This window comes from Variovorax sp. P2_H12, assembly GCF_056403395.1.
The window spans coordinates 41,263-64,318 of sequence record NZ_JBFUFO010000050.1; the positions used below are offsets into that span (position 1 = coordinate 41,263).

Here is a 23,056-nt window from a genome sequence, read left to right on the forward strand (position 1 = left end):
GAAGAAAACCAACGGAGGCTCAAGATGGCGGACACCTCGCAACCGACCCTGCAGGCCCATCAACTCGTGCGCCGCACCATCGCCCTGGTGCTGGCGGGCGGACGCGGCTCCCGGCTCAAGCAGCTCACCGACCGCCGCGCCAAACCGGCGGTCTATTTCGGCGGCAAGTTCCGCATCATCGATTTCGCGCTCTCCAACTGCCTGAACTCCGGCATCCGGCGCATGGCGGTCGTGACGCAATACAAATCGCATTCGCTGATGCGCCACCTGCAGCGTGGCTGGAGCTTCCTGCGCGCCGAACTCAACGAGATGGTCGACGTGCTGCCGGCCCAGCAGCGGGTCGGCGACGAGCACTGGTACCGCGGCACGGCCGATGCCGTCTACCAGAACCTCGACATCATCCAGACCCGCTCGACGCCGCACGACTATGTGGTGGTGCTGGCCGGCGACCATGTCTACAAGATGGACTACTCGATCATGCTGACCGACCACGTGGCCAGCGGCCGCGGCTGCACGGTCGGCTGCATCGAGGTGCCGCGAATGGAGGCCACGGCCTTCGGCGTGATGGCGATCGACGACGAGCGCCAGATCACCGCCTTTCTCGAAAAGCCCGCCGATCCGCCGGCCATGCCCGGGAATCCCGACATCGCGCTGGCCAGCATGGGCATCTACGTCTTCGACTCCGAGTACCTCTACCGGCTGCTCGAGGAGGACAGCGCCAACCCCCACTCCAGCCACGATTTCGGCAAGGACATCATCCCGCGCGCGGTGGCCGAAGGCCGCGCGCTGGCGCATCCCTTCGCGATGTCCTGCGTGACCCGGGCCCGACGCGGCGGCGGAGACGCCCACGCCTACTGGCGCGACGTGGGCACGATTGATGCATTCTGGGCAGCCAACCTGGACCTGGCCTCGATCACCCCGGAGCTCGACATCTATGACACCGACTGGCCCATCTGGACCTACCAGCGGCAGCTGCCGCCGGCCAAGTTCGTGCTCGACCGCGACGGCAAGCACGGCATGACGGTCAACACCATCGTCTCGGGCGGCTGCATCGTGTCGGGCTCCAAGGTCAGCAGCTCCGTGCTGTTCTCGGGCGTGCGGGTGCATTCCTTCTGCGAGATCAACGAGGCGGTGCTGCTGCCGGACGTGGAGATCGGCCGCGGCTGCCGGCTCCACCGGGTGGTGATCGACCGCGCCTGCGTGCTCCCCGATGAGATGGTGATCGGCGAGGACCCGGCGGCCGACGCTGCGCGCTTCGAGCGTACCGAGGGCGGCGTGGTCCTCGTGACGCGCGAGATGCTCAAGCGCCTGCAATGAAGCTCGCCCCCAGTCTTCGCGCACTTCGTGTCGCTTCGCCACCCCCCGGCCGGGGGCAACACCTGCGGCCCGGCAGAGCCGGTTCCGCGGTGTTTCACGAACAGGCTCCGCTTCGCCCGCGAGTGGCGGCGTGCATCGAACAAGGGCATGAATGAAGATCCTCCAGGTCAGCGCCGAACTCTTTCCCCTGCTCAAGACCGGCGGGCTGGCCGACATCGCGGGCGCGATGCCGCTGGCACTGAAGGCGGCCGGCCAGGACGCGCGGGTGCTGCTGCCGGGCTTTCCGGCGATCGTGGCCGGCATCGCCGACGCGGTGCCGGTGGCCGGGTTCAGGGCGCCCTGGGGCGAGCATGCACAGCTGCTGCTCGGCCGAATCGCGACCCCCGGCGCGCCGGACCTCCCCGCCTACCTGATCGACGCGCCGTCGCTCTACGACCGCGCCGGCAATCCCTATGAGGACCCGCGCCACCAGCCCTACGCCGACAACCACCGGCGCTTCGCGCTGCTGGGCTGGGTCGCCGCGCAGCTCGCCCACGGGCTCGACGCCGCCTGGCAGCCCGAGATCGTGCATGCGCACGACTGGCACGCCGCACTGGCGCCGGCCTACATGGCCTTCGCGCCGCCCACCGGCGGCCCGCGCGTCGGCAGCGTGTTCACGGTCCACAACCTGGCCTACCAGGGACTGTTCGCGGCCTCCCATTTCGCCGAACTCGGCCTGCCGGCGGCGGCCTTCTCGATCGACGGGCTCGAATACCACGGCCAGCTCTCGTTCATGAAAGGCGGCCTATGCTTCGCCGATCGCCTGACGACCGTGAGCCCGACCTACGCCCGCGAGATCCAGACCCCCGAGCAGGGCTGCGGGCTCGACGGCCTGCTGCGCAGCCGCTCCGGCGTGCTGTCCGGCATCCTCAACGCCGTCGACGACCAGGTCTGGAACCCGGCCACGGACGCCCTGATCCCGCACCGCTACGACCTGCAGCGGCCGGCCGGCAAGGCCCGTTGCAAGGCGGCGCTGCAGGAAGAGCTGGGCCTGGCGCCGCTGGCCGACGCGCCGCTGTTCGTGGTGGTGAGCCGGTTGACCGAGCAGAAGGGCCTGCACCTGGTGCTCGACGGCCTCGACGCGCTGCTGGCGCAGGGCGGCCAACTGGCCCTGCTCGGGAGCGGCGACGCCTGGCTGGAGGCGGCCTTGCGCGAGCGCGCGGCGGCCGCGCCGCGGTCGGTCAGCGTCTCCCTGGGCTACGACGAGGCGCTGGCGCACCGCCTGTTCGGCGCCGGCGACGTCACGCTGGTGCCCTCGTTGTTCGAGCCCTGCGGCCTGACCCAGATGTACGGCCTCAAGTACGGCAGCCTGCCGCTGGTGCACCGGGTCGGCGGGCTGGCCGACACGGTGGTCGACGCCACGCTGGAGGACATGGCCGACGGCACAGCCACCGGTTTCTCGTTCGAGGACTTCGACGCCGACAGCTACGCCCGCGCGGTCCGCCGCGCCTTCGCGCTCTACCGGCGGCCGTCCGACTGGCGCGCGGTGCGCACCAGCGCGATGGGCCGCCCGGCCGACTGGGGCAGCGCCGCCGCGCGCTACCTCGCCGTCTACGCCGAAACCCTGACCTGATGCCGCTCCACCCACGCCCCACCCTCCCATGACCCTCGAAGACTTCAAGTACGACCATCCCGATCGCGACGTCGCGGCCTTCAAGCGCGCGGTCGCCAACAAGCTGATCTATGCGGTTGGTAAGGACCCGGTCGCGGCCAGCCTCGACGACTGGCTGCACGCGACCGCGCTGGCGGTGCGCGACCAGGTGGTGGAGCGCTGGATGGCGACCACCCGCGCGATCTACGCGCAGCGGCTCAAGCGCGTCTACTACCTGTCGATGGAATTCCTGATCGGGCGCACCTTCACCAACGCGCTGCTGGCGCTGGAGTTGCAGGACACCGTCAGAGAGGCACTGGCCGACTTCGGCGTCGACATCGAGGCGCTGGCCGAGCGCGAGCCCGACGCCGCCCTGGGCAACGGCGGCCTCGGCCGGCTCGCGGCCTGCTTCCTCGACTCGATGGCCACGCTCGGCGTGCCGGGCCTGGGCTACGGCATCCGCTACGAGTACGGCATGTTCCGCCAGCGCATCGTCGACGGCCAGCAGGTGGAGACGCCCGACTACTGGCTCACGCGCGGCAACCCGTGGGAGTTCCAGCGACCCGAAGTCACCTACCGCGTGCGCTTCGGCGGCCACGTGCAGCGGCGCGACGGCAAGGGCGCGCCCTATGGCGCCGCCAACTGGATCGACACCCACGACGTGCTGGCGGTGGCCTACGACACCATCATCCCGGGCTATGGCACCCAGGCCACCAACACGCTGCGCCTGTGGTCGGCGCGGGCCACCGAGGAGATCGACCTGTCGGCCTTCAACCGCGGCAACTACATGGAGGCGGTGGAGAGCAAGAACCACTCGGAAAACGTCTCGCGCGTGCTCTACCCCGACGACTCCACGCCCTCGGGCCGCGAGCTGCGGCTGCACCAGGAGTACTTCTTCGTCAGCGCCAGCGTGCAGGACCTGCTGCGCCGCTACCTGCGCAACCACACCGGCTTCGACGACCTGCCCGAGCAGGTCAGCATCCACCTCAACGACACCCATCCGGTGCTGGCGGTGCCCGAGCTGATGCGCCTGCTGATCGACGAGCACGGCCTGCCCTGGGACACCGCCTGGGCCCACACGCAGAAGGTCTTCAGCTACACCAACCACACGCTGATGCACGAGGCGCTCGAGACCTGGCCGGTCGAGATGTTCGGGCGCATCCTGCCGCGCCACCTGCAGATCCTGTTCGACATGAACGCGCGCTTTCTCGCCGGCGTGACCCAGGCGCACGGGCACGACGTCGAGCTGCTGCGGCGGCTCTCGCTGATCGACGAATCGGGCGAGCGGCGGGTGCGCATGGCCTACGTGGCGGTGCTCGCCAGCCACTCGGTCAACGGCGTCTCGGGGCTGCATTCGGAGCTCATGAAGCAATCGATCTTTGCCGACTTCAACAAGCTCTTTCCCGAGCGCTTCAACAACAAGACCAACGGGGTCACGCCGCGCCGCTGGCTGGCGCAGGCCAATCCGCCACTGGCCAGCCTGCTCGACACGCGCATCGGCCGCGGGTGGCGGCGCGATCTCACGCAGCTCGAAGCGCTGCGGCCGATGGCGCAGCAGCCGGCCTTCGTGCGCGCCTTCCGCCACGCCAAGCGCGAGAACAAGCTGCGGCTGGCCAACTGGATCGGCGAGCACCTGCGCATCGACGTCGACGCCGACGCGCTGTTCGACGTCCAGGTCAAGCGCATGCACGAGTACAAGCGCCAGTTGCTCAACGTGCTGCACGTGGTGACGCGCTACCACCGCATCCTCGCGGCGCCGGATGCGGGCCACGTGCCGCGCGTGGTGGTGTTCGCCGGCAAGGCGGCCTCGGCCTACCAGATGGCCAAGCTGGTGATCCGGCTGATCAACGACGTGGCCCAGGTGATCAACGGCGACGAGCGCGTCGGCAAGCTGCTGAAGGTGGTGTTCGTGCCGAACTACAGCGTGAGCCTGGCCGAGATGATCATGCCGGCGGCCGACCTGTCGGAACAGATCTCCACCGCCGGCACCGAGGCCTCGGGCACCGGCAACATGAAGTTCGCGCTCAACGGCGCGCTGACCATCGGCACGCTCGACGGCGCCAACGTCGAGATGCGCGAGGCGGTCGGACCGGAAAACTTCTTCATCTTCGGCAACACCACGCCCGAGGTCGCCGACATCCGCGCCAGCGGCTACCAGCCGCAGCAGTTCTACGAGGCCGACCCGGAACTGCAGCGCACCCTCGACTGCATCCGCGACGGCCTGTTCTCGCCCGGCGAGCCGTCGCGCTACCAGCAGATCTTCGACGCCCTGGTGAGCTGGGGCGATCACTACCTGCTGCTGGCCGACTATGCGGGCTATGTCGCCGCGCAGGACCAGGTCGATGCGCTGTACCGCGACGCCGATGCCTGGACACGGATGGCGATCCTCAATGTGGCGGGCATGGGCGCCTTCTCGTCGGACCGCACGATCGCGCAGTACGCCCACGAAATATGGCGCACCCGGCCAGTGAGTCTGTGAGCTCGCCCCCAGGTTGGGCTCACTTCGTGTAGCCCGCCCACCCCCTACCGGGGGCAACACCAGCGGCCCGGCGGAGCCGGTTCCGCGGTGTTCCACGAGAGGGCCCGGCTATCGCCGGCCGGGATCTGAGCCCGAAGGGGGTGCCTCCGTGACGAAGCCGATGCGGCTGAGGCCGGCCTTGTTCGCGATGCCCATCAGCTCGACCACGCGGCCGTAAGGCACGCTCTGGTCGGCGCGCAACTGGACCTCGGTGTCTCGGCTGTCGGCGGCGGCCTTCGACAGGGCGGCGGCGAGTTCGTCGTTCGTGACCGGCTGGTCGTTCAGGTAGACCTTGCCCGCCGCATCGACCACGAGGCTGACGAACCTGGACGTGTCGTTGGCCTGGCCGGCGTCGGTGCGCGGCAGGTCGAGCTTGATCGAGCTCGCCATCAGCGGCGCGGTGATGATGAAGATCACCAGCAGCACCAGCATCACGTCGACCAGCGGCGTGACGTTGATGTCGGACAGCGGACGCTGGCCGCCGGCGCCGGTCGAGCGCCCTCCGCTGGCGGTGCTTCCGAGCGAGGTGCGACCGAAGGCCATGCCGGGCTCCGGCGCTACGCAGGCATCGGCCGCGCCGGCGGCAGCGGCGCCTCGCGCGGTGCGGGCTCGCCGAGCATGCCGAGCAGGTCGTGGGCGAAACCCTCGAGTTCGGCCTCGATGCGGCCGACCACGCGGCCGAAGACGTTGTAGGCCAGCACGGCGGGAATGGCGACCGCCAGGCCGAAGGCGGTCATGATCAGCGCCTCGCCGACCGGGCCGGCGACCTTGTCGATGGTGAAACCGCCCGTTTCGGCCGCGATGCCCACCAGCGCGCCGTAGATGCCCCAGACCGTGCCGAGCAGCCCGACGAAGGGGGCGGTGGCGCCGACCGTGGCCAGCAGGATCTGGCCGGCCTGCAGCCGCCGCAACGCCGCATGGAGCGCGTCGCGCAGCACCCGCGTGAGACGCTGCGTACGGTCGACCTTGCCGCCCAGCGTCGAACTTTCGGCCTGCAGGGCCAGCTTGTTGACCGCACGCACCGCCGGCAGCACCAGCGCGGCGCGATCGAAGGGCTGCAGGCGCGCTTCCGCATCCTGGAGCGAGGCCGACTGCCAGAAGGCCGCGATGCCGCGCACCACGTCGCGCGTACCGCCGCGCAGCAGCCAGGCTTTCCAGAGGATCACGACCCAGCTCGACACCGACATGGCGAACAGCAGGGCCGCGACCGAGCGACTGACGCCGTCGCCGTGCGTGAGCAGCGCCAGGACGCTCATTTCGAGGGCGTCAGCGCAGGCCCAGCACGTCGAACATGTCGAACAGGCCGGCTTGCTGCCCGGCCAGGAAGCGCACCGCGCGCAGGCTGCCCTGCGCGTAGGTCACGCGGCTGGCCGACTTGTGGGTGATCTCGATGCGCTCGCCGGTGCCGGCAAAGAGCACCGTGTGGTCGCCCACGATGTCGCCGCCGCGGATGGCGGAGAAGCCGATGGTCGACGGGTCGCGCTCGCCGGTGATGCCTTCGCGGGCAAAGACCGCGCATGCCTTGAGGTCGCGGCCCAGCGCGTCGGCGATCACTTCGCCCATCTTGAGCGCCGTGCCCGAAGGCGCATCGACCTTGTGGCGGTGGTGGGCCTCGATGATCTCGATGTCGTAGCCGGTGGACAGCGCCTTGGCCGCCATTTCGAGCAACTTGAAGGTGACGTTGACGCCGACGCTCATGTTGGGCGCCATCATGATCGCGATGTCGCGGGCGGCGTCGGCGATCTCGGCCTTCTGCGCATCGCTGAAGCCGGTGGTGCCGATCACCATCTGCACGCCGAGTTCACGGCAGACGGCCAGGTGCGCCAGGGTGCCTTCGGGCCGCGTGAAGTCGATCAGCACCTGCGCATCCGCCAGGCCCGTGCGCAGTTCGGACACGATCGGCACACCGCTCGTGAAGCCGAGGAAGGCGGCCGCGTCGCGGCCGATCGCATCGCTGCCGGCGACATCGAGCGCGCCAGCCAACCGGCAGTCCTGGGCCTCGCGCACGGCCTCGATCAGGATGTGGCCCATGCGTCCGGAAGCGCCCGCGATCGCGATGCGCCGCAGGGGGGGAGTAGGAACGGAGGAGTCGGTCACGCGTTTCAGCCTCTGGGAATGCGGGAAAACGGGAAAGAACGAGCGGGCCGGACGTTCCGGCCGGGGCGCCCGTTCAGCGCGTCGATTCGAGCGGCGGGTAGGCAGCCGGCAGCGGCGGCAGCGGCTGCGTCGCGGCGGCCGGTTCGCCGTCCACCGGTTTTTCCTTGGGCGGGTCGAATTTCTTGAGCTGGTCTTCGGTCGCCTCGAGCGCCGGCACCGAGCCGTGGCGCTTGCGGCTGTCGAGTTGGGCGACGAACTCTTCCTCGCTCGGCATCGGGTCGCCTTCGAAGCGCTCGAGCACCTCGCCGTTGAAATACAGGGTCAGGCGGCGCTGCTGGGCCTCGACGCCCTGGCGCCGGATCGTGAACACGTAATCCCAGCGATTGGAATGGAAAACGTCGGTCAGCAGCGAGGTACCCAGGACTTCGCGCACCTGCTGGCGCGACATGCCGGGCTTGAGCGCCGCGACCTGCTCCTTGGACACGAAATTGCCCTGGACCACCTCGACCTTGTAGGGTGTCACGGCGGTGAGGGCGCCGCGCGCACTGTCACCGACGCTGCTGCAGGCGCCGAGACCGAAGGTCACTGCGACGGCGCCAACGAGCAGCCAATGGCGGCGTTGTGGAATGGCAGGCATGGGGAAAGGGTTGGGCGATATGATCGAATCATTGTAGCGGCTGGCCCCCGGCGGGCCTCTCCCGCCAGGCCGGCGGAGGAACGACCCATGGGCAACATCGACGAATTGAAGAACACCGGCCTCAAGGCCACCCTGCCGCGTCTGAAGATCCTCGAGATCTTCCAGAACGGCAGCCAGCGCCACATGACGGCGGAAGACGTCTTCCGCGTGCTGCTGAACGACCATTCCGACATCGGCCTGGCCACCGTGTACCGCGTGCTGACGCAGTTCGAGCAGGCCGGCATCCTCGAGCGCAGCCACTTCGAGAGCGGCAAGGCGGTCTACGAACTCAACGAGGGCAAGCACCACGACCACCTGGTGTGCACCTCCTGCGGCAAGGTCGAGGAGTTCTACGACGCCGAGATCGAACGCCGCCAGCAGATGATCGCCAAGGACAAGGGCTGGATCCTGCAGGACCACGCAATGTCCCTCTACGGCCTCTGCGCCGCCTGCGTGAACAAGAGGTAACCCCCCAGGTTGCCCGGCACTTCGTGTCCGGGCGCCCACCCCCCTGCTGGGGGCGCAGTCAGCGGCCCGGCGAAGCCGGTTCCGCGACTGCCCACGAACAGGCGTGCGCTTCGCGCCGCCGCAGAACAAGCACCGCGCCTCTTCTTCTTTCCCCGGCCGGCGCAGCCAGGCCCGTTGGTGAAACACCGCGGAACCGGCTTCGCCGGGCCGCTGGTGTTGCCCCCGGTAGGGGGTGGGAGGGCTAAACGAAGTGAGCCCGACCTGGGGGCGAGCTAATCGTCTCTTGCGCTTTCCATGGCCTTGTGGTGGCGCGCCACGAAATCGGCATAGGTGTCGATGCCGCGCAGCTGCAGGATCGAGTTGCGCACCGCAGCCTCGACCAGCACCGCGATGTTGCGGCCGGCGACCACCTGGATGATCACCTTGCGCACCGGGATGCCCAGCACGTCCTGCGTCAGCGGCGCCGAAGGCATGCGCTCGTAGTCGCGTTCGAAACTGTCGCGCCGCACCAGGTGCACGATCAGCTTGAGCCGCATCTTCCGGCGCACCGCGGTCTCGCCGAAGATCGCCCGGATGTCGAGCAAGCCGATGCCGCGCACTTCGAGCAGGTTCTGCAGCAGTTCGGGGCAGCGGCCTTCCAGCGTGGTCTGGTTGATGCGGTAGAGGTCGACCGCGTCGTCGGCCACCAGGCCGTTGCCGCGCGAGATCAGCTCCAGGCCGAGCTCGCTCTTGCCGAGCCCTGATTCGCCCGTGATCATCACGCCCAGGCCCAGGATGTCCATGAAGACGCCGTGCATCGAGGTCCGCTCGGCGAAGTGCTTCGAAAGGTAAGCACGCAGCAGGTCGATCACGAAGGCCGAGGATTCGCGGGTGGCGAACAGCGGCAGCTGGGCCCGCTCGCAGATCGACAGCAGCTCGTCGGGTGCCACCTGGCCGTCGGCCAGCACCAGCATCGGCGGCTCCAGCGTGACGATCCGCGCGATGCGCCGGGCGCAATCCTGCGGCGTACCGCGCATCAGGTAGGCAACCTCGCGGGCGCCCAGGATCTGCACGCGGTAGGGATGGATGTAGTTGAGATAGCCGACCAGGTCGGCGGCCGACTGGGCCCGGCTGATGACGTCGGGGTCGAACTGCCGCTCCGAGGCCCCCAGGCCCGCGAGCCACTCCCAGCGCAGCGAGCCGCGGAATTCCTCGAACATCGCATCGGCGCTGATGACGGTCGGCTTCATCTCCGAAACCGCCCGGCGCCGATGAGCTTCAGGCCACCTGTGCGGATTGCCATCCGGCGATCAGGGCGTGCAGGGCCGCCGCATCCGTGCTCGACTTGATCTGCTCGCGCAGGCCAGCATCGCTGAGCAGTTCGGCGATTTCCGACAGTATCTCCAGATGCTTCTGGGTCGCAGCTTCCGGCACGAGCAGGAAGATGAGGAGCACCACGGGTTGTTCGTCCGGGGCATCGAAGCCGATCGGGTTGGCGAGCTGGAACACCGCGGCCATCGGCGACTTGAGGCCCTTGATGCGGCCGTGCGGGATGGCCACGCCGTGGCCGAGGCCGGTGGAGCCCAGGCGCTCGCGCGCAAACAGGCTGTCGGTAATCAGGGCGCGCCCGAGACCGTGCAGGTTCTCGAACAGGAGCCCTGCTTCTTCGAAAGCACGCTTCTTGCTAGTGGCGTCGACGCTCACGAGCACTTGAGCGGGCGGCAGGATGGACGCGAGTCGGTTCATGTTGGGGCGGGGGCGATTATGCACCCACCCCACAAAAAGCAAAGGGCCGCCCGAAGGCGGCCCGCAAGAGTATTTGCCCGAACAGCGGAACTACATCACGCGCTTGGGTGCTTCGTGGTGGTGATCCTGCAGGCGATCCTTGTGGCGCACGACCTGCCGGTCGAGCTTGTCGACCAGGTCGTCGACGGCAGCATAGAGATCAGCGTGGCTCGATTCCGCGAACATGTCGTTGCCCTTGACGTGGATATTGCACTCGGCCCGTTGCCGGCGCTCCTTTTCCTTCTGCTTTTCCACCGTGAGAATCACCTTGACATCGACCACCTGGTCGAAATGCCGGGTGATCCGGTCCAGCTTGCTCGTAACGTAGTTGCGCAAAGCAGGTGTGACGTCGAGGTGATGACCGCTGATCGTCAGATTCATGAATGACCTCCTGGAATTGACGGTTGGGGGAAATAGCCGCGCCTCTGGAAACAAAGGCGTAGCCGGGGGAAACGAGAGGGGGATGAGGGGAAGGGACGAGAAGAAAAGAGGGGGGAAGCGAGAGGGTTCGGTTCACTATGCCCATGCTGTCATCGAATTGCAATCCCTCTGTGCCAGGGCTCTGCGCCAGATCAAGGGAACTTTGTCAGACGCTATCGATTTGATAGCTTGCAAGCCCCGGGGCACGCAGCCGCAGCCGATCGACTGGAAGCAAACCCAGGTCCGCCCCAAACGCCAGCGACCCCGCGAGTTGAAGGGCTTCCGGTCAGCGCCAGCTGGCCCGCATCCGGCTCAGGAGGTCGATCGTGGCGGCCGGCGGCGGCACGTGCGGCGCGCGCTCGGGCGGCGGCGGCCAGGTCTGGCGTTCGAAAAGCTCGGCATCGGCCGCGGTGATGAAGCGCGTGCGGCCGGCATAGAGGTGGCGGTCGCCGCGCACCGCCTGCTGCGTGACGTAGAAGCGCTGCGGCACCAGCAGGTGCAGGTGGTCGCGGGCGCGGGTCATCGCGACATAGAGCAGCCGGCGCTCCTCCTCGAGTTCGAGGGCGCCCTGCGCCACGTCGGCCGGGATGCAGCCGTCGACCACGTTCAGCACGTGGACCGAGCTCCACTCCTGCCCCTTGGCCGAATGGATGGTCGAGAGGATCAGGTAGTCCTCGTCGAGCAGCGGCGGTCCGGGCCGGTCGCTGGTGGCCTCGGGCGGATCCAGCGTGAGTTCGGTCAGGAAGCGCTCGCGCGAGGCATAGCCGGCGGCCAGCCGCGCGAGTTGCTCGACATCGCCGCGGCGCAGGCCGGCATCGTCGTGCAGGCGCTCCAGATGCGGGACATACCACTGCAGCGCGAGATCCATGTCGGCCGGCCAAGCGAGCGCGGGATCGCGCAGGGCGGCGTAGATGGCTGCGAAGCGGGCCCATTCGACCTGCGCCGCGGCCGGCGGCACGAAGGCCTGCACCGCAGCGCCGGGATCGGCGGCCTCGGCCATCGCATCGAGCAGGCGCGTCGAGGTGACCGGGCCGATACCCGGGATCATCTGCGTGACGCGAAAGCCGGCCATTCGGCCACGCGGGTTCTGCGCGAAGCGCAGCACCGCGAGCAGGTCCTTCACGTGGGCGGCCTCGAGGAACTTGAGGCCGCCGTACTTCACGAAAGGAATGTTGCGCCGCGCCAGTTCCAGCTCGAGCGCGGCGCTGTGGCTCGAGGTGCGGAACAGCACCGCCTGCGACTTCAGCGCCAGGCCGCCTTCGCGGTGCGCGAGCACGCGTTCGGCGACGAAGCGCGCCTGCTGGGCCTCGTCGGGCACCAGCACCAGCTGCGGCCGTCCGGCCGAGGGCTTGTCGGTCCAGAGGGTCTTGGCATGGCGTTCGGCGGCGGCCGCGATCACGGCGTTCGACACATCGAGGATCGGCTGCGTCGAGCGGTAGTTGCGCTCCAGCGTGACGACGCGCGCGGGCCGGTCGAACTGCTGCGGGAAATCGAGGATATTGCGAACCGTCGCGCCGCGGAAGGAATAGATCGACTGGGCGTCGTCACCCACCACCGTCAGGCCGCGGCCATCGGGCTTGAGAGCGCGCAGGATGGCGGCTTGCAACAGGTTGGTGTCCTGGTATTCGTCGACCAACACGTGGTCGAAGCGCGCGCCGATCTGGGCGGCCAGCGCGGGCTCGGCCACCATGCCTTCCCAGTACAGCAGCAGGTCGTCGTAGTCGAGCACCTGCTGCTGCTGCTTGGCCGCTACATAGGCGCCGAACAGATTCTTCAGTTCGCCCTCCCATTCGGCGCACCAGGGAAAGGCTTCCTTCAGCACCCGGGCCAGCGGCGCACAGGTGTTGACGGTGCGCGAATAGATCGAGAGGCAGGTTCCCTTCTGCGGAAAGCGCCGGGCCATGGAGGACAGGCCGATGTCGTGGCGCACCAGCCCCATCAGGTCCTCGGCATCGCCGCGGTCGTGGATGGTGAAGTTCTCGCCGAGGCCGATCTGCGCCGCGTACTCGCGCAGCAGCCGTGCGCCGATGCCGTGGAAAGTGCCGGCCCAGGGCAGCGCCGGCGGCGTCTGCGAAGCCAGCCCCAGCACGCGCATCAGAACCTGGCCCGCGCGGCGCTCCATCTCCTGCGCGGCGCGGCGCGAGAAGGTCAGGAGCAGGATGCGCTGCGGGTCGGCGCCGCCGGCGATCAAGTGCGCCACGCGGTGCGCGAGCGTGCTGGTCTTGCCCGAGCCCGCGCCGGCGATCACGAGCAGCGGCCGCGGGTCCTGCTGCGCGGGGTCGAGCGCGGCGTCGACGCCGTGCAGCACCGCGGCGCGCTGCGCGTCGTTGAGCTTCGCGAGCGCCTCCGCGAGCCGTTCGGCCTGGCTCGTGGCGCCGGGGGAAGTGGGTGTCTCAACGCGCTGCATCGCCGCAACTGTACTGTATGTCCGTCCAGCCTCAGGGCGGCGCCGTCACGGCCCGGATGACATAATCGCGCCTCGCTGCAACCGGAGACTCCCGCATGGAAATCGACCCGTCTCGGCAGCTTTCACTTCCCCTCTGACGCGTCGTCGGCGAGGGAATTGAAAGCGCCCACACCCCTCGCCCAACCGCCAGACATTTCACGGGAGTGAGCCCATGCTCAACATCTTCACGCTTGCCAACGGCCGCCTCGTCCAGGAAGAGATCGAGGCCCTCGAAGAGCTTTCCAAGTTCCAGCCGATCTGGGTCGATCTCGAATCGCCCACGGTCGAGGAAAAGCGCTGGATCAAGCAGTACTACGGCCTGTCGATCCCCGAAGACGCGATGGACGAGGACATCGAGGAATCGGCTCGCTTCTACGAGGAAGACAACGGCGAACTGCACATCCGCAGCGACTTCCTGATCGACGACGACGAGAACCCGCGCTCGGTGCGCGTGGCCTTCATCCTCAACCAGCACAACGCCGAGCTGCGCAGCTGCGGCGTGCTGTTCTCGATCCACGACGAGGACGTGCCGGTGTTCCGCCTGCTGCGCATGCGCGCGCGGCGGGCGCCGGGGCTGATCGAAGACGCCAAGGAAGTCCTGCTGAAGCTGTTCGACGCCGATGCCGAGTACTCGGCCGACACGCTCGAGAACATCTATGACGAGCTCGAATCCGCAGGCAAGAAGGTGCTGTCGGGCAACGTCAGCGACGAGCTGGCCGGCGAGGTGCTCGGCCTGATCGCGCGCCAGGAGGACTTGAACGGGCGCATCCGCCGCAACGTGATGGACACGCGCCGTGCCGTCAGCTTCATGATGCGCAGCCGCATGCTGAATGCCGAGCAGTTCGAGGAGGCGCGGCAGATCCTGCGCGACATCGAGTCGCTCGACAACCACACGGCCTTCCTGTTCGAGAAGATCAACTTCCTGATGGCCGCGACCGTCGGCTTCATCAACATCAACCAGAACAAGACCATCAAGATCTTCTCGGTCGCCAGCGTGGCGCTGCTGCCGCCGACCCTGATCGCGAGCGTGTACGGCATGAACTTCAAGTTCATGCCCGAGCTCGACTGGGGCTATGGCTACGGCTTCGCGATCGTGCTGATGATCGCCAGCGCGCTGGTCCCGATGTGGTACTTCCGCCGGCGCGGCTGGTTGAAGTGACCACCCCGTTGCCTGCTCACTTCGTGTAGCCGCCTCCCCCTCAAGGGGCGCACCCAGCGGCCCGGCAGAGCCGGTTCCGCGGGTGCCCCGAACAAAGTGGCCTGGGCGGGCCTGGTTCTTATGGCGGCGGCAGCGTCGCCAGCCAGGCATCGACCAGCGCCAGGCTGTAGCGGCTCGCGACCGCCGAGACGAAGCGCGTGAAGTCGCCATGCGCCGCATCGTCGGCGCGATCGGAAATGGTGCGCACCGCGGCGAAGGGCACGCCGTAGTCGTGGCACACCTGGGCCACCGCGGCGCCCTCCATCTCGACCGCCAGCGCGTCGGGCAGGTCGCGGCGAAGCACGGCGCTTTCGGCTGCGGTCGAGACGAAGCGGTCGCCGCTCACCAGCAAGCCGCGATGCACCGTCGGCGCGGCCAGGCCGAAGTCCTCGACCACCTGCGGCCCCAGCAGGCCAACCGGGTCGCGCAGCATCTCGGCGGCCACCGCCGCGAGCGAATCGCCGATCGCGGTGTCGACCGCGAAACGGGCGTGGCCGGTCAGCGGCACCTCGTACCTCGGGAAGATCGGCGAGGCGTCGAGGTCGTGCTGGAGCAGCCTGGTGGCGACCACCACGTCGCCCACCCGGACGCCCGGCGCCAGCCCGCCGGCGACGCCGGTGAAGACGATCGCGCGGACCTTGAAGCGCTCGAGCAGCACCGTGGCCGTGAGGGCCGCCGCCACCTTGCCGATGCGCGACAGCACCGCGACCACCGGCTGCCCGCGCAGGTGCCCGACCCAGAAGTCCCGCCCCGCCACGTGCACGCGCTGCTCGTCGGGCATCTGCGCGAGCAGTGCACTGAGCTCCTCGTGCATCGCGGCGACCACGGCGATCGTCATTGCTTGATATCGACTCCATAGAACGTGTGGCGGCCGAAGGGACTGAGCTTGAAGTCGACCACCTCCTTGCGCACCGGCTTCAGCTGCACCGCATGCGCGATCGTGAACCACGGCGCCTGCTCCTTGAAGATCACCTGCGCCTTCTTGTAGAGCGCGTCGCGCTCGGCCTGCTGGGGGACATTCTTGGCCTTCACGACCAGATCCTCGTAGGGCTGGTAGCAGAACTTGGCCACGTTGCTGCCGCTGGCCGATTGCGCCGAGGCGCAGCCCAGCAGGGTGTAGAGGAAGTTGTCGGGGTCGCCATTGTCGCCGGTCCAGCCCAGCATGCCCATCTGGTGCTCGCCGGCCTGCATGCGCTTCCTGTACTCGCCCCACTCGAAGGTCTTGATCTCGGCCTTGACGCCGACTTTCGCGAGATCGGCCTGCATCAGCTCGGCGATGCGCTTGGCATTCGGGTTGTAGGGCCGCTGCACCGGCATCGCCCACAGGTCGGTCGTGAAGCCGTCGGGATAGCCCGCCTGCGCCAGCAGCTTCTTGGCGGCCTCGGGATCGTAGGGGTCGTCCTTGATGGCATCGTTGTAGGACCACATGGTCGGCGGGATCGGGTTCTTGGCGGCGACGCCGGTCGTCAGGTAGACGCCGTCGATGATCGCCTTCTTGTTGATCGCCATGTTGAGCGCGCGGCGCACGCGCACGTCGTCGAAGGGCTTCTTCTGCGTGTTGTAGGCCAGGTAGCCGACATTGAGCCCGGCCTGCTCGAGCACCTGCACGCTCGGGTCCTTGCGGATGGCGTCGAGGTCGGCCGGGTTCGGGTAGGGCATCACGTGGCACTCGCCCTTCTGCAGCTTGGCCCAGCGCACCGAGGCGTCGGGCGTGATCGCGAAGATCAGGTCGTCGATCTTGGCCTTGCCGCCCCAGTACTGCGGGAAGGCCTTGAAACGAACGATCGCATCCTTCTGGTATTGCACCAGGTAGAACGGGCCGGTGCCGATCGGGTCCTGGTCGATCTTCTCGGGCGTGCCGGCCTTGAGCATCGCGATCGCGTATTCCTTCGACTGGATGCCGGCGTAGGGCATCGCCAGGTTGGCCAGGAACGGCGCCTCGGGCTTGTTCAGCACGAACTTCACGGTGTAGTCGTCGACGCGGTCGATCGACTTCAGCAGCTTGGGCATGCCCATGTCGTTGAAGTAGGAGTGGTTCGGGCTCGTGACCTTGAAGTAGGGATCGTTCTCCTTCCACTGCCGCTCCATCATGAAGATGACGTCGTCGGCGTTGAAGTCGCGCGTCGGCTTGAAGCTCTTGGCCGTGTTGTGCCACTTCACGCCGCGGCGCAGCTTGAAGGTGTACTCGGTGCCGTCGGGCGAGATGGTCCAGCTCTCGGCCAGGCCGGGCAGGACCTTGGTGGTGCCGCGCTCGAACTCGACCAGGTTGTTGTAGACCTGCGTGGTGGCGTCGAAGGAGGTGCCCGTGGTGTTCACCGCCGCATAGAAGTTCTCGGGACTGCCCTCGGAGCAAAAGACCAGCGTCTTGGCCGACGCGGCGCCGCAGGCGAGCGCGATGGCCGCCGGGGCCAGCAGCGTGGCCGCGCGCAGACGACGCGAGAGGTGGGAGGTGGTGGGCATGTCGTTCGACTCCTTCAGGGTTGAGGCCGCGCGAACGCGGGCGGGGACACATCGGCAGGCAGGAACTTCTCGGCATGGTGGCAGGCCACCCTGCGCTCGTCGAGCAGCCGCGGCAACGGCCGCTCCATGCGGCAGCGCTCGGTGGCATGGCTGCAGCGCGTGTTGAAGACGCAGCCCGGCGGCGGCGCCAGCGGCGAGGGCAGCTCGCCCTTGAGCACGATGCGCTCGGCCGCGAGCCCGGGCGTCGAGGCCAGCAGCGCCTGCGTGTAGGGATGCAGCGGCCGCGCGAAGATGCGCGCCTTGGGCCCCTGCTCGACCGCATGGCCGAGGTACATCACCAGCACCTCGTGCGCGATGTGGCGCACCACGCCGAGGTCGTGCGAGATGAAGAGGTAGGACAGCCCCAGATCGGCCTGCAGGTCGGCCAGCAGGTTCAGCACCTGGGCCTGGATCGAGACGTCCAGCGCCGACACCGGCTCGTCGGCCACCAGCAGCCGCGGATCGAGCATCAGCGCGCGCGCGATCGCGATGCGCTGGCGCTGGCCGCCCGAGAACATGTGCGGGTAGCGGTTGGCGTACTCGGGCCGCAGGCCGACGCGGGCCAGCATGTCGCGCGCCCGGGTGGCGCGCTCCGCCTGGCCGAGCGTGGTGTTGATCGCCAGCGGATCCTCGAGCACGGTGGAGATCTTCTTGCGCGGATTGAGCGAGCCGTAGGGGTTCTGGAACACCAGTTGCACCGCCTGGCGAAGTTCGCGCCGGCGCTCGGGCGGCGGATCGACCGCATCGTGGCCCACCAGGTGGAGCGACCCCGCAGTGGGTTTCTCGATCAGCGCCACCATGCGCGCGAGCGTGGATTTGCCGCAGCCCGATTCGCCGACCACCGCCAGCGTGCGGCCGCGCTCGATGCGAAACGAGATGTTGCCCACCGCCTGCAGGTGCGCCGGGGCGCGGAACAGGCCACGGCGCACCGGGTACACGCGCTGCAGGTCCTGGGCTTCGACGACGACTTCCGTCATCTCACGAACTCCACGACGTGGGCGCCATCGCGCGCCAGGGCCTCGTCGCGCTGCGGGTCCCCGAGCGCGTAGTGGCAGCGCACCTGCCCGCCCATCCAGTCGCGCAGCTCGGGCCGCACCGAACGCGAATGCGCGGTCGCGTAGTCGCAGCGCGGCGCGAAGAGACAGCCGGCGGGCCGGTCGTGCACGCCCGGCACCACGCCGGCGATGGTGGCGAGCCGCCCTGCGCCCGCCGAGCGCTCCGGCAGCGCCGCCAGAAGCGCCGCGGTGTAGGGATGCTGCGGCGCCGCGAACAACTCGGCCACGCCGCGCTCCTCCATCACCTGGCCCGCATACATCACGGCCACGCGCTGTGCCATCTCGCTGACCACGCCCATGTTGTGCGTGATCAGCACCAGGCCCATCCCGCGCTCCTTCTGCAGGCTGCGCAGCAGGTCGAGGATCTGGGCCTGGATCGTGACGTCGAGCGCGGTGGTCGGCTCGTCGGCGATCAGCAGCTTGGGATCGCAAGCGATCGCCATCGCGATCATCACGCGCTGGTTCATGCCGCCCGAGAGCTGGTGCGGATAGCTGCCCAGGCGCGTGGAGGCGGCCGGAATGCCGACCTGCTCGAGCAGTTCGGTGGCGCGCCTCCTGGCCTCGCGCTTGTCGAGGTGCAGGTGCAGGCGCAGCGTTTCCATCAACTGCCAGCCGATGGTGAAGCAGGGATTGAGGCTGGTCGTCGGCTCCTGGAAGATCATCGCCACGTCCTTGCCGACCAGCCCGCGCCGCGCCTTGTCCGAAAGGCCGAGCAGGTCGCGGCCGGCGAAGCGCAGGTGCTGCGCGCGCACGCGGCCCGGCCAGCCGATCAGGCCCATCAGCGCCATCATCGTGACGCTCTTGCCCGAGCCCGATTCGCCGACGATGCCGAGCACCTCGCCCTGCTCCAGGCGCAGGCTCACGCCGTCGACGGCGTGCAGCGTCCCGCCCTGCGTGGGGAATTCCACATGGAGGTCGCGGATGTCGAGAAGCATCAGCCCACCCCCGTCGCTTGCTCGCTTCGCGTAGCCGCCTCCCCCCTCGAGGGGGCGCTGCCGGCGGCCCGGCAAAGCCGGTTCCGCGGCAGCTCCGGAACAGACGCATCTTCGAGCGCTTGGATCATGAGGTTCATCTTTTCAACTTGGGATCCAGCGCGTCGCGCAAGCCGTCGCCCAGCAGGTTGAACGCCAGCACGGCCGCGAGGATTGCAAGGCCCGGGAACGTGACGACCCACCAGGCCCGAAGGACGAACTCGCGCGCATCGGCCAGCATGGTTCCCCACTCGGGCGACGGCGGCTGCGCGCCGAGGCCCAGGAAGCCCAGCGCGGCGGCGTCGAGGATGGCGGTCGAGACGCCCAGCGAAGCCTGCACGATCAGCGGCGCGGCGCAATTGGGCAGCACCTCGCGGAACATCAGCCGCAGCGTACCGGCGCCGCTCACGCGCGCCGCCGTGACGTAGTCGCGCGAGACCTCGGAGATGACCGCGGCGCGCGTGATGCGCACGTAGTGCGGCAGCACGACGACCGCGACCGCCAGCATGGCGTTGATCAGGCCGGGACCGAGGATGGCGACGATCACGATCGCGAGCAGCAGGCTCGGCAGCGTGAGCACCACGTCCATGAGCCGCATGATCGCGATCTCCAGCACGCCGCGGAAGAAGCCCGCGATCAGGCCCAGCGCGATGCCGACCGCGGCCGAGAGCGCCACCACCGCGACGCCGATCGAGAGCGACAGCCGGGCCCCGAACATGAGCCGCGAGAGGATGTCGCGGCCGATCGCATCGGTGCCCAGCAGGTGCGTCGCCGTGCCGCCCGCCTGCCAGGCCGGCGGCCGCAGGAAGGCGGTGCTGTCGGTCTGGTTGGGCGCATGCGGCGCCAGCCACGGTGCCAGCAGCGCCACCCCGAGCAGCAGCACGATCACGCCCAGGCCGATCACCGCGCCGCGGTTGGCCGAGAACGAAGCCCAGAACTCGCGCCAGGGTCCTGGCGGCGCGGCGCTCGGTCCGGCAGGAACGGTGGCCGCGGTCATCGCGCCTGGCGGATGCGGGGGTTGATGAAACCGTAGGCGACGTCGACCCCGACGTTGACCAGCATCACGATGACGCCGAGCAGCAGCATGCCGCCCTGCAGCACCGGGTAGTCGCGCCGGCCGATGGCCTCGATCAGCCACTTGCCGACGCCGGGCCAGGAGAAGATGGTCTCGGTCAGGATGGCGCCGGTGAACAGCACGCCGACCTGCAGACCGATCACGGTGACCACCGGGATCAGCGCATTGCGCAGCGCATGCACGCCCACCACGCGCAGCGGCGCGAGGCCCTTGGCGCGCGCAGTGCGGATGTAGTCCTCGCCCAGCACTTCGAGCATGGCCGAGCGCGTCATGCGCGCGATCACGGCCAGCGTGTTGGTGCCCAGCACCACCGCCGGCAGGATCAGGTGCTGCAAGGCGGAGACGAAGGCGCCCTTCTCATCCGACAGCAGCGAATCGATCAGCAGGAAGCCGGTGACGGGCTCGATGAAGTACTGCACCGAGATCCGGCCCGATACCGGCGTCCAGCCCAGCTGGACCGAGAAGAACAGGATCAGCAGCAGGCCCCACCAGAAGATCGGCATCGAATAGCCGGTCAGCGAGGTCGCCATCACGCCGTGGTCGAACAGCGAATTGCGCTTGACCGCCGCCAGGATGCCGGCCGGGATGCCGAGCAGCAGCGCGAACAGGATGGCGCACAGCGCCAGCTCGACCGTGGCCGGGAACAGCGCCAGGAACTCGCTCATCACCGGCTCCTGGGTGATCACCGATTTGCCGAGGTCGCCGTGCAGCACCCGGCCGATGTAGATGCCGTACTGCGTGAAGAGCGGCTTGTCGAGCCCGTACTCCTTCAGGAGCGCCGCGTGGCGGACCGGGTCGATGCCGCGCTCGCCGGCCAGCGTCTCGATCGGGTCGCCGGGCACCAGCCGGATCAGGAAGAACGCGAGCAAGGTCATGCCGACGAAGGTCGGCACGAGGAGGCTCGCGCGGGTCAGGATGAATCTGAACATTCATCCCCAATATGCAAGAGCGATGCCGGGTCGGGTCCCCGGCGGAACCCTTACTTCTTGGCGTCGCGCAGCTCGCGGCGCAGGATCTTGCCGACCGGCGTCTTGGGCATGTCGGTGCGGAACTCGATCACCCGCGGCTGCTTGTAGCCGGTCAGGTTGGCGCGGCAGTGCGCCCGCACATCGGCTTCGGTGAGCGCCGGGTCCTTCTTGACGATCACCAGCTTGACGGCCTCGCCGGTCTTCTCGTCGACGATGCCCACGGCCGCGCATTCGAGCACGCCCGGCATCTGGGCGACCACGTCCTCGATCTCGTTCGGGTACACGTTGAAACCCGAGACCACGATCATGTCCTTCTTGCGGTCGACGATCTTGAAGTAGCCGCGATCGTCGGCGATCGCGATGTCGCCGGTCTTGAAGTAGCCGTCGGGCGTCATGACCTTGGCGGTCTCGTCGGGCCGCTGCCAGTAGCCGGCCATGACCTGCGGGCCCTTCACCGCGAGCTCGCCCGGCTGGCCCGGCGGCACCTCGTGGCCGTCGTCGTCGAGCAGCTTCACGTCGGTGCTCGGCAACGGCACGCCGATGGTGGCGGTGTAGGCGGTGCTGGTGGTCGGGTTGCAGGTGACCGACGGCGAGGTCTCCGAAAGGCCATAGCCCTCGCAGATCGGGCAACCGGTCTTCTCGAGCCAGAGCTTGGCCACGGCGCCCTGCACCGCCATGCCGCCGCCGACCGAGACCTTGAGGTTCTTCCAGTTGACGGTGTCGAAGTCCGGATGGTTCGCGAGGCCGTTGAAGAGCGTATTGACCGCCGGGAAGCTGTGGAAGGTGTGCTTCGACAGCTCCTTCAGCACCGCCGCGAGGTCGCGCGGATTCGGGATCAGGATCAGCTTGCCGCCGGTGCGCATGCTGAGCATCATGTTCACCGTGAACGCGAAGATGTGATAAAGCGGCAGGGCGCAGACGCTGGTCGGCTGCTCGTTGGCCGGCACCTTCAGCATCACCGGCTCGTTCCAGGCCTCGGACTGCAGCACGTTGGCGATCACGTTGCGGTTCAGCAGCACCGCCCCCTTGGAAACGCCGGTGGTACCGCCCGTGTACTGCAGCACCGCGACGTCGTCGGGGCCGAGCGCCGGCGCCTGCAGGGTGCGCGATGCACCCTTGTCGATTGCGTCGTTGAAGCGCACCGCGCCCGGCAGGCTGTAGGCGGGCACCATCTTCTTGACGTTGCGCACCACGTAGTTGACGAGCGCGCCCTTCAGGAAACCCAGCCGGTCGCCCATCGAGGCCAGCACGATGTGCTTGACCTGCGTGGCGCCCAGGCACTGCTGCAGCGTGGTGCCGAAGTTCTCCATCAGCACGATGGCGGTGGAGCCCGAATCCTTCAGCTGGTGTTCCAGTTCGCGCGGCGTGTAGAGCGGATTGACATTGACCACGATCAGCCCGGCGCGCAGCGCCCCGGCCACCGAGATCGGGTACTGCGGGCAGTTCGGCATCATGATCGCGATCCGGTCGCCCTTCACGAGGCCCAGCCCCTGTAGGTAGCAGGCGAAGGCGCGGCTCTGCTGGTCCACCTCGGCGTAGCTCACGTCCTTGCCCATGAAGCTGTAGGCCGTGCGGTCGGCGTACTTGGTGAAGCTTTCCTGCATCAACGCCACCAGCGAGGCGTAGCGCGAGGCATCGATGTCGGCGGGTACGCCTTGCGGATAGCTGCCGAGCCAGGGGCGATCAGTCACAGTGAGTCTCCAGAGCGAAATCTTGTTGGGAAATCTGCCGCCATCGTAACTTGACGTTCGGATGCGGCACGGGCCGCGACATTGCGCGGCCCGTGGTCTTCGTGCGGGCGAGCCGAGCTACTCGACGGCCTTGGCCATGTCCTCGACCACCTTCTTGGCGTCGCCGAAGACCATCATGGTCTTGTCCATGTAGAACAGTTCGTTGTCCAGCCCGGCGTAGCCCGCGGCCATGGAACGCTTGTTCACGATCACCGTCTTGGCCT

The 23,056-nt window shown here is 68.3% G+C and carries 21 protein-coding genes; 5 read left to right on the forward strand and 16 right to left on the reverse strand.

Translation table 11 applies throughout. The features are described from left to right. Positions 1–24: 24 nt before the first annotated feature. From glgC to AC1DYK_RS30275, 3 genes are all read left to right on the forward strand, one after another. A complete protein-coding gene (gene glgC / locus AC1DYK_RS30265) occupies positions 25–1,317 on the forward strand; it encodes a glucose-1-phosphate adenylyltransferase (protein ID WP_478169676.1) in 1,293 nt (430 codons plus the stop codon). Between the two features lie 151 nt (positions 1,318–1,468). Next, the gene (gene glgA / locus AC1DYK_RS30270) at positions 1,469–2,929 is read left to right on the forward strand and encodes a glycogen synthase GlgA (protein ID WP_478169677.1); all 1,461 of its coding nucleotides are present in this window, start codon (positions 1,469–1,471) and stop codon (positions 2,927–2,929) included. A 28-nt stretch (positions 2,930–2,957) separates the two neighbouring features. After that, entirely contained in the window at positions 2,958–5,426 is a 2,469-nt protein-coding gene (locus tag AC1DYK_RS30275) for a glycogen/starch/alpha-glucan phosphorylase (RefSeq protein ID WP_478169678.1), read from the forward strand. A gap of 108 nt (positions 5,427–5,534) precedes the next feature. On the opposite strand, the gene AC1DYK_RS30280 is transcribed toward AC1DYK_RS30275, so the two are convergent. The 4 genes from AC1DYK_RS30280 to AC1DYK_RS30295 form a co-directional block, all read right to left on the reverse strand. Beyond that, positions 5,535–6,008 carry an ExbD/TolR family protein gene (locus AC1DYK_RS30280; RefSeq protein ID WP_478169679.1) on the reverse strand — a complete coding sequence of 158 codons (474 nt, stop codon included), beginning with the start codon at positions 6,006–6,008 and terminating at the stop codon, positions 5,535–5,537. A 14-nt stretch (positions 6,009–6,022) separates the two neighbouring features. Next, positions 6,023–6,721: a MotA/TolQ/ExbB proton channel family protein gene (locus tag AC1DYK_RS30285; RefSeq protein ID WP_478169680.1), complete on the reverse strand. Its 699-nt coding sequence runs from the start codon at positions 6,719–6,721 to the stop codon at positions 6,023–6,025. Between the two features lie 10 nt (positions 6,722–6,731). Beyond that, positions 6,732–7,532, reverse strand: a complete 801-nt coding sequence (gene dapB, locus AC1DYK_RS30290; RefSeq protein WP_478088033.1) for a 4-hydroxy-tetrahydrodipicolinate reductase — start codon at positions 7,530–7,532, stop codon at positions 6,732–6,734. Between the two features lie 103 nt (positions 7,533–7,635). Further along, positions 7,636–8,199, reverse strand: coding sequence for an outer membrane protein assembly factor BamE (locus tag AC1DYK_RS30295; protein ID WP_478169681.1), 564 nt, complete (start codon positions 8,197–8,199; stop codon positions 7,636–7,638). An 87-nt stretch (positions 8,200–8,286) separates the two neighbouring features. Here AC1DYK_RS30295 and fur point away from each other — a divergent pair, with 87 nt between their 5' ends. Then, positions 8,287–8,706 (forward strand): ferric iron uptake transcriptional regulator, encoded by a 420-nt coding sequence (fur, locus tag AC1DYK_RS30300; protein ID WP_478088027.1) that lies wholly within the window; start codon positions 8,287–8,289, stop codon positions 8,704–8,706. A 272-nt stretch (positions 8,707–8,978) separates the two neighbouring features. Here the strand turns inward: fur and hprK are convergent, their stop codons facing one another. The 4 genes from hprK to AC1DYK_RS30320 all read right to left on the reverse strand — a co-directional run bounded on the left by hprK (position 8,979) and on the right by AC1DYK_RS30320 (position 13,297). Next, the gene (gene hprK, locus AC1DYK_RS30305) at positions 8,979–9,935 is read right to left on the reverse strand and encodes an HPr(Ser) kinase/phosphatase (protein WP_478169682.1); all 957 of its coding nucleotides are present in this window, start codon (positions 9,933–9,935) and stop codon (positions 8,979–8,981) included. Positions 9,936–9,963: 28 nt separating this feature from the next. Next, positions 9,964–10,431 carry a PTS sugar transporter subunit IIA gene (locus AC1DYK_RS30310; RefSeq protein WP_478169683.1) on the reverse strand — a complete coding sequence of 156 codons (468 nt, stop codon included), beginning with the start codon at positions 10,429–10,431 and terminating at the stop codon, positions 9,964–9,966. Between the two features lie 90 nt (positions 10,432–10,521). Next, entirely contained in the window at positions 10,522–10,851 is a 330-nt protein-coding gene (gene hpf, locus AC1DYK_RS30315; RefSeq protein ID WP_442287578.1) for a ribosome hibernation-promoting factor, HPF/YfiA family, read from the reverse strand. A 325-nt stretch (positions 10,852–11,176) separates the two neighbouring features. Continuing rightward, entirely contained in the window at positions 11,177–13,297 is a 2,121-nt protein-coding gene (locus AC1DYK_RS30320) for an ATP-dependent helicase (RefSeq protein ID WP_478169684.1), read from the reverse strand. A gap of 211 nt (positions 13,298–13,508) precedes the next feature. Between AC1DYK_RS30320 and corA the strand changes: the two genes are divergently transcribed. After that, on the forward strand, positions 13,509–14,495 hold the full coding sequence (gene corA, locus AC1DYK_RS30325; protein WP_478169685.1) for a magnesium/cobalt transporter CorA: 987 nt from the start codon (positions 13,509–13,511) through the stop codon (positions 14,493–14,495). A 118-nt stretch (positions 14,496–14,613) separates the two neighbouring features. On the opposite strand, the gene AC1DYK_RS30330 is transcribed toward corA, so the two are convergent. From AC1DYK_RS30330 to AC1DYK_RS30365, 8 genes are all read right to left on the reverse strand, one after another. Then, the gene (locus AC1DYK_RS30330; protein WP_478169686.1) at positions 14,614–15,372 is read right to left on the reverse strand and encodes a 5'-methylthioadenosine/adenosylhomocysteine nucleosidase; all 759 of its coding nucleotides are present in this window, start codon (positions 15,370–15,372) and stop codon (positions 14,614–14,616) included. Continuing rightward, positions 15,369–16,994 (reverse strand): ABC transporter substrate-binding protein, encoded by a 1,626-nt coding sequence (locus tag AC1DYK_RS30335; protein ID WP_478093053.1) that lies wholly within the window; start codon positions 16,992–16,994, stop codon positions 15,369–15,371. Before AC1DYK_RS30335 ends, AC1DYK_RS30330 begins: the two co-directional genes overlap by 4 nt. Positions 16,995–17,008: 14 nt before the next feature. Beyond that, a complete protein-coding gene (locus tag AC1DYK_RS30340) occupies positions 17,009–18,010 on the reverse strand; it encodes a dipeptide ABC transporter ATP-binding protein (RefSeq protein ID WP_478169687.1) in 1,002 nt (333 codons plus the stop codon). Next, positions 18,007–19,026, reverse strand: coding sequence for an ABC transporter ATP-binding protein (locus AC1DYK_RS30345; RefSeq protein ID WP_478169690.1), 1,020 nt, complete (start codon positions 19,024–19,026; stop codon positions 18,007–18,009). The genes AC1DYK_RS30340 and AC1DYK_RS30345 overlap by 4 nt, the downstream gene beginning before the upstream one ends. Positions 19,027–19,156: 130 nt before the next feature. Continuing rightward, the gene (locus AC1DYK_RS30350) at positions 19,157–20,056 is read right to left on the reverse strand and encodes an ABC transporter permease subunit (protein WP_478093642.1); all 900 of its coding nucleotides are present in this window, start codon (positions 20,054–20,056) and stop codon (positions 19,157–19,159) included. Continuing rightward, positions 20,053–21,063, reverse strand: coding sequence for an ABC transporter permease subunit (locus AC1DYK_RS30355; RefSeq protein WP_478169688.1), 1,011 nt, complete (start codon positions 21,061–21,063; stop codon positions 20,053–20,055). The genes AC1DYK_RS30350 and AC1DYK_RS30355 overlap by 4 nt, the downstream gene beginning before the upstream one ends. Positions 21,064–21,113: 50 nt before the next feature. Further along, entirely contained in the window at positions 21,114–22,793 is a 1,680-nt protein-coding gene (locus AC1DYK_RS30360) for a long-chain-fatty-acid--CoA ligase (protein ID WP_478169689.1), read from the reverse strand. A gap of 117 nt (positions 22,794–22,910) precedes the next feature. Further along, a partial coding sequence (locus AC1DYK_RS30365) for an NAD(P)(+) transhydrogenase (Re/Si-specific) subunit beta (protein WP_478169691.1) occupies positions 22,911–23,056 on the reverse strand: 146 nt, incomplete at its 5' end.

Bases quoted from the DNA above. Each gene is read 5' to 3' on its own strand.
- glgA (WP_478169677.1), top strand. From the start codon at position 1,469: ATGAAGATCCTCCAGGTCAGCGCCGAACTCTTTCCCCTGCTCAAGACC.
- AC1DYK_RS30275 (WP_478169678.1), top strand. From the start codon at position 2,958: ATGACCCTCGAAGACTTCAAGTACGACCATCCCGATCGCGACGTCGCG.
- AC1DYK_RS30330 (WP_478169686.1), bottom strand. From the start codon at position 15,372: ATGACGATCGCCGTGGTCGCCGCGATGCACGAGGAGCTCAGTGCACTG.
- AC1DYK_RS30335 (WP_478093053.1), bottom strand. From the start codon at position 16,994: ATGCCCACCACCTCCCACCTCTCGCGTCGTCTGCGCGCGGCCACGCTG.
- AC1DYK_RS30280 (WP_478169679.1), bottom strand. From the start codon at position 6,008: ATGGCCTTCGGTCGCACCTCGCTCGGAAGCACCGCCAGCGGAGGGCGC.
- AC1DYK_RS30295 (WP_478169681.1), bottom strand. From the start codon at position 8,199: ATGCCTGCCATTCCACAACGCCGCCATTGGCTGCTCGTTGGCGCCGTC.
- hprK (WP_478169682.1), bottom strand. From the start codon at position 9,935: ATGAAGCCGACCGTCATCAGCGCCGATGCGATGTTCGAGGAATTCCGC.
- AC1DYK_RS30350 (WP_478093642.1), bottom strand. From the start codon at position 20,056: ATGACCGCGGCCACCGTTCCTGCCGGACCGAGCGCCGCGCCGCCAGGA.
- fur (WP_478088027.1), top strand. From the start codon at position 8,287: ATGGGCAACATCGACGAATTGAAGAACACCGGCCTCAAGGCCACCCTG.
- AC1DYK_RS30310 (WP_478169683.1), bottom strand. From the start codon at position 10,431: ATGAACCGACTCGCGTCCATCCTGCCGCCCGCTCAAGTGCTCGTGAGC.
- AC1DYK_RS30355 (WP_478169688.1), bottom strand. From the start codon at position 21,063: ATGTTCAGATTCATCCTGACCCGCGCGAGCCTCCTCGTGCCGACCTTC.
- hpf (WP_442287578.1), bottom strand. From the start codon at position 10,851: ATGAATCTGACGATCAGCGGTCATCACCTCGACGTCACACCTGCTTTG.
- glgC (WP_478169676.1), top strand. From the start codon at position 25: ATGGCGGACACCTCGCAACCGACCCTGCAGGCCCATCAACTCGTGCGC.
- AC1DYK_RS30320 (WP_478169684.1), bottom strand. From the start codon at position 13,297: ATGCAGCGCGTTGAGACACCCACTTCCCCCGGCGCCACGAGCCAGGCC.
- corA (WP_478169685.1), top strand. From the start codon at position 13,509: ATGCTCAACATCTTCACGCTTGCCAACGGCCGCCTCGTCCAGGAAGAG.
- AC1DYK_RS30340 (WP_478169687.1), bottom strand. From the start codon at position 18,010: ATGACGGAAGTCGTCGTCGAAGCCCAGGACCTGCAGCGCGTGTACCCG.
- AC1DYK_RS30285 (WP_478169680.1), bottom strand. From the start codon at position 6,721: ATGAGCGTCCTGGCGCTGCTCACGCACGGCGACGGCGTCAGTCGCTCG.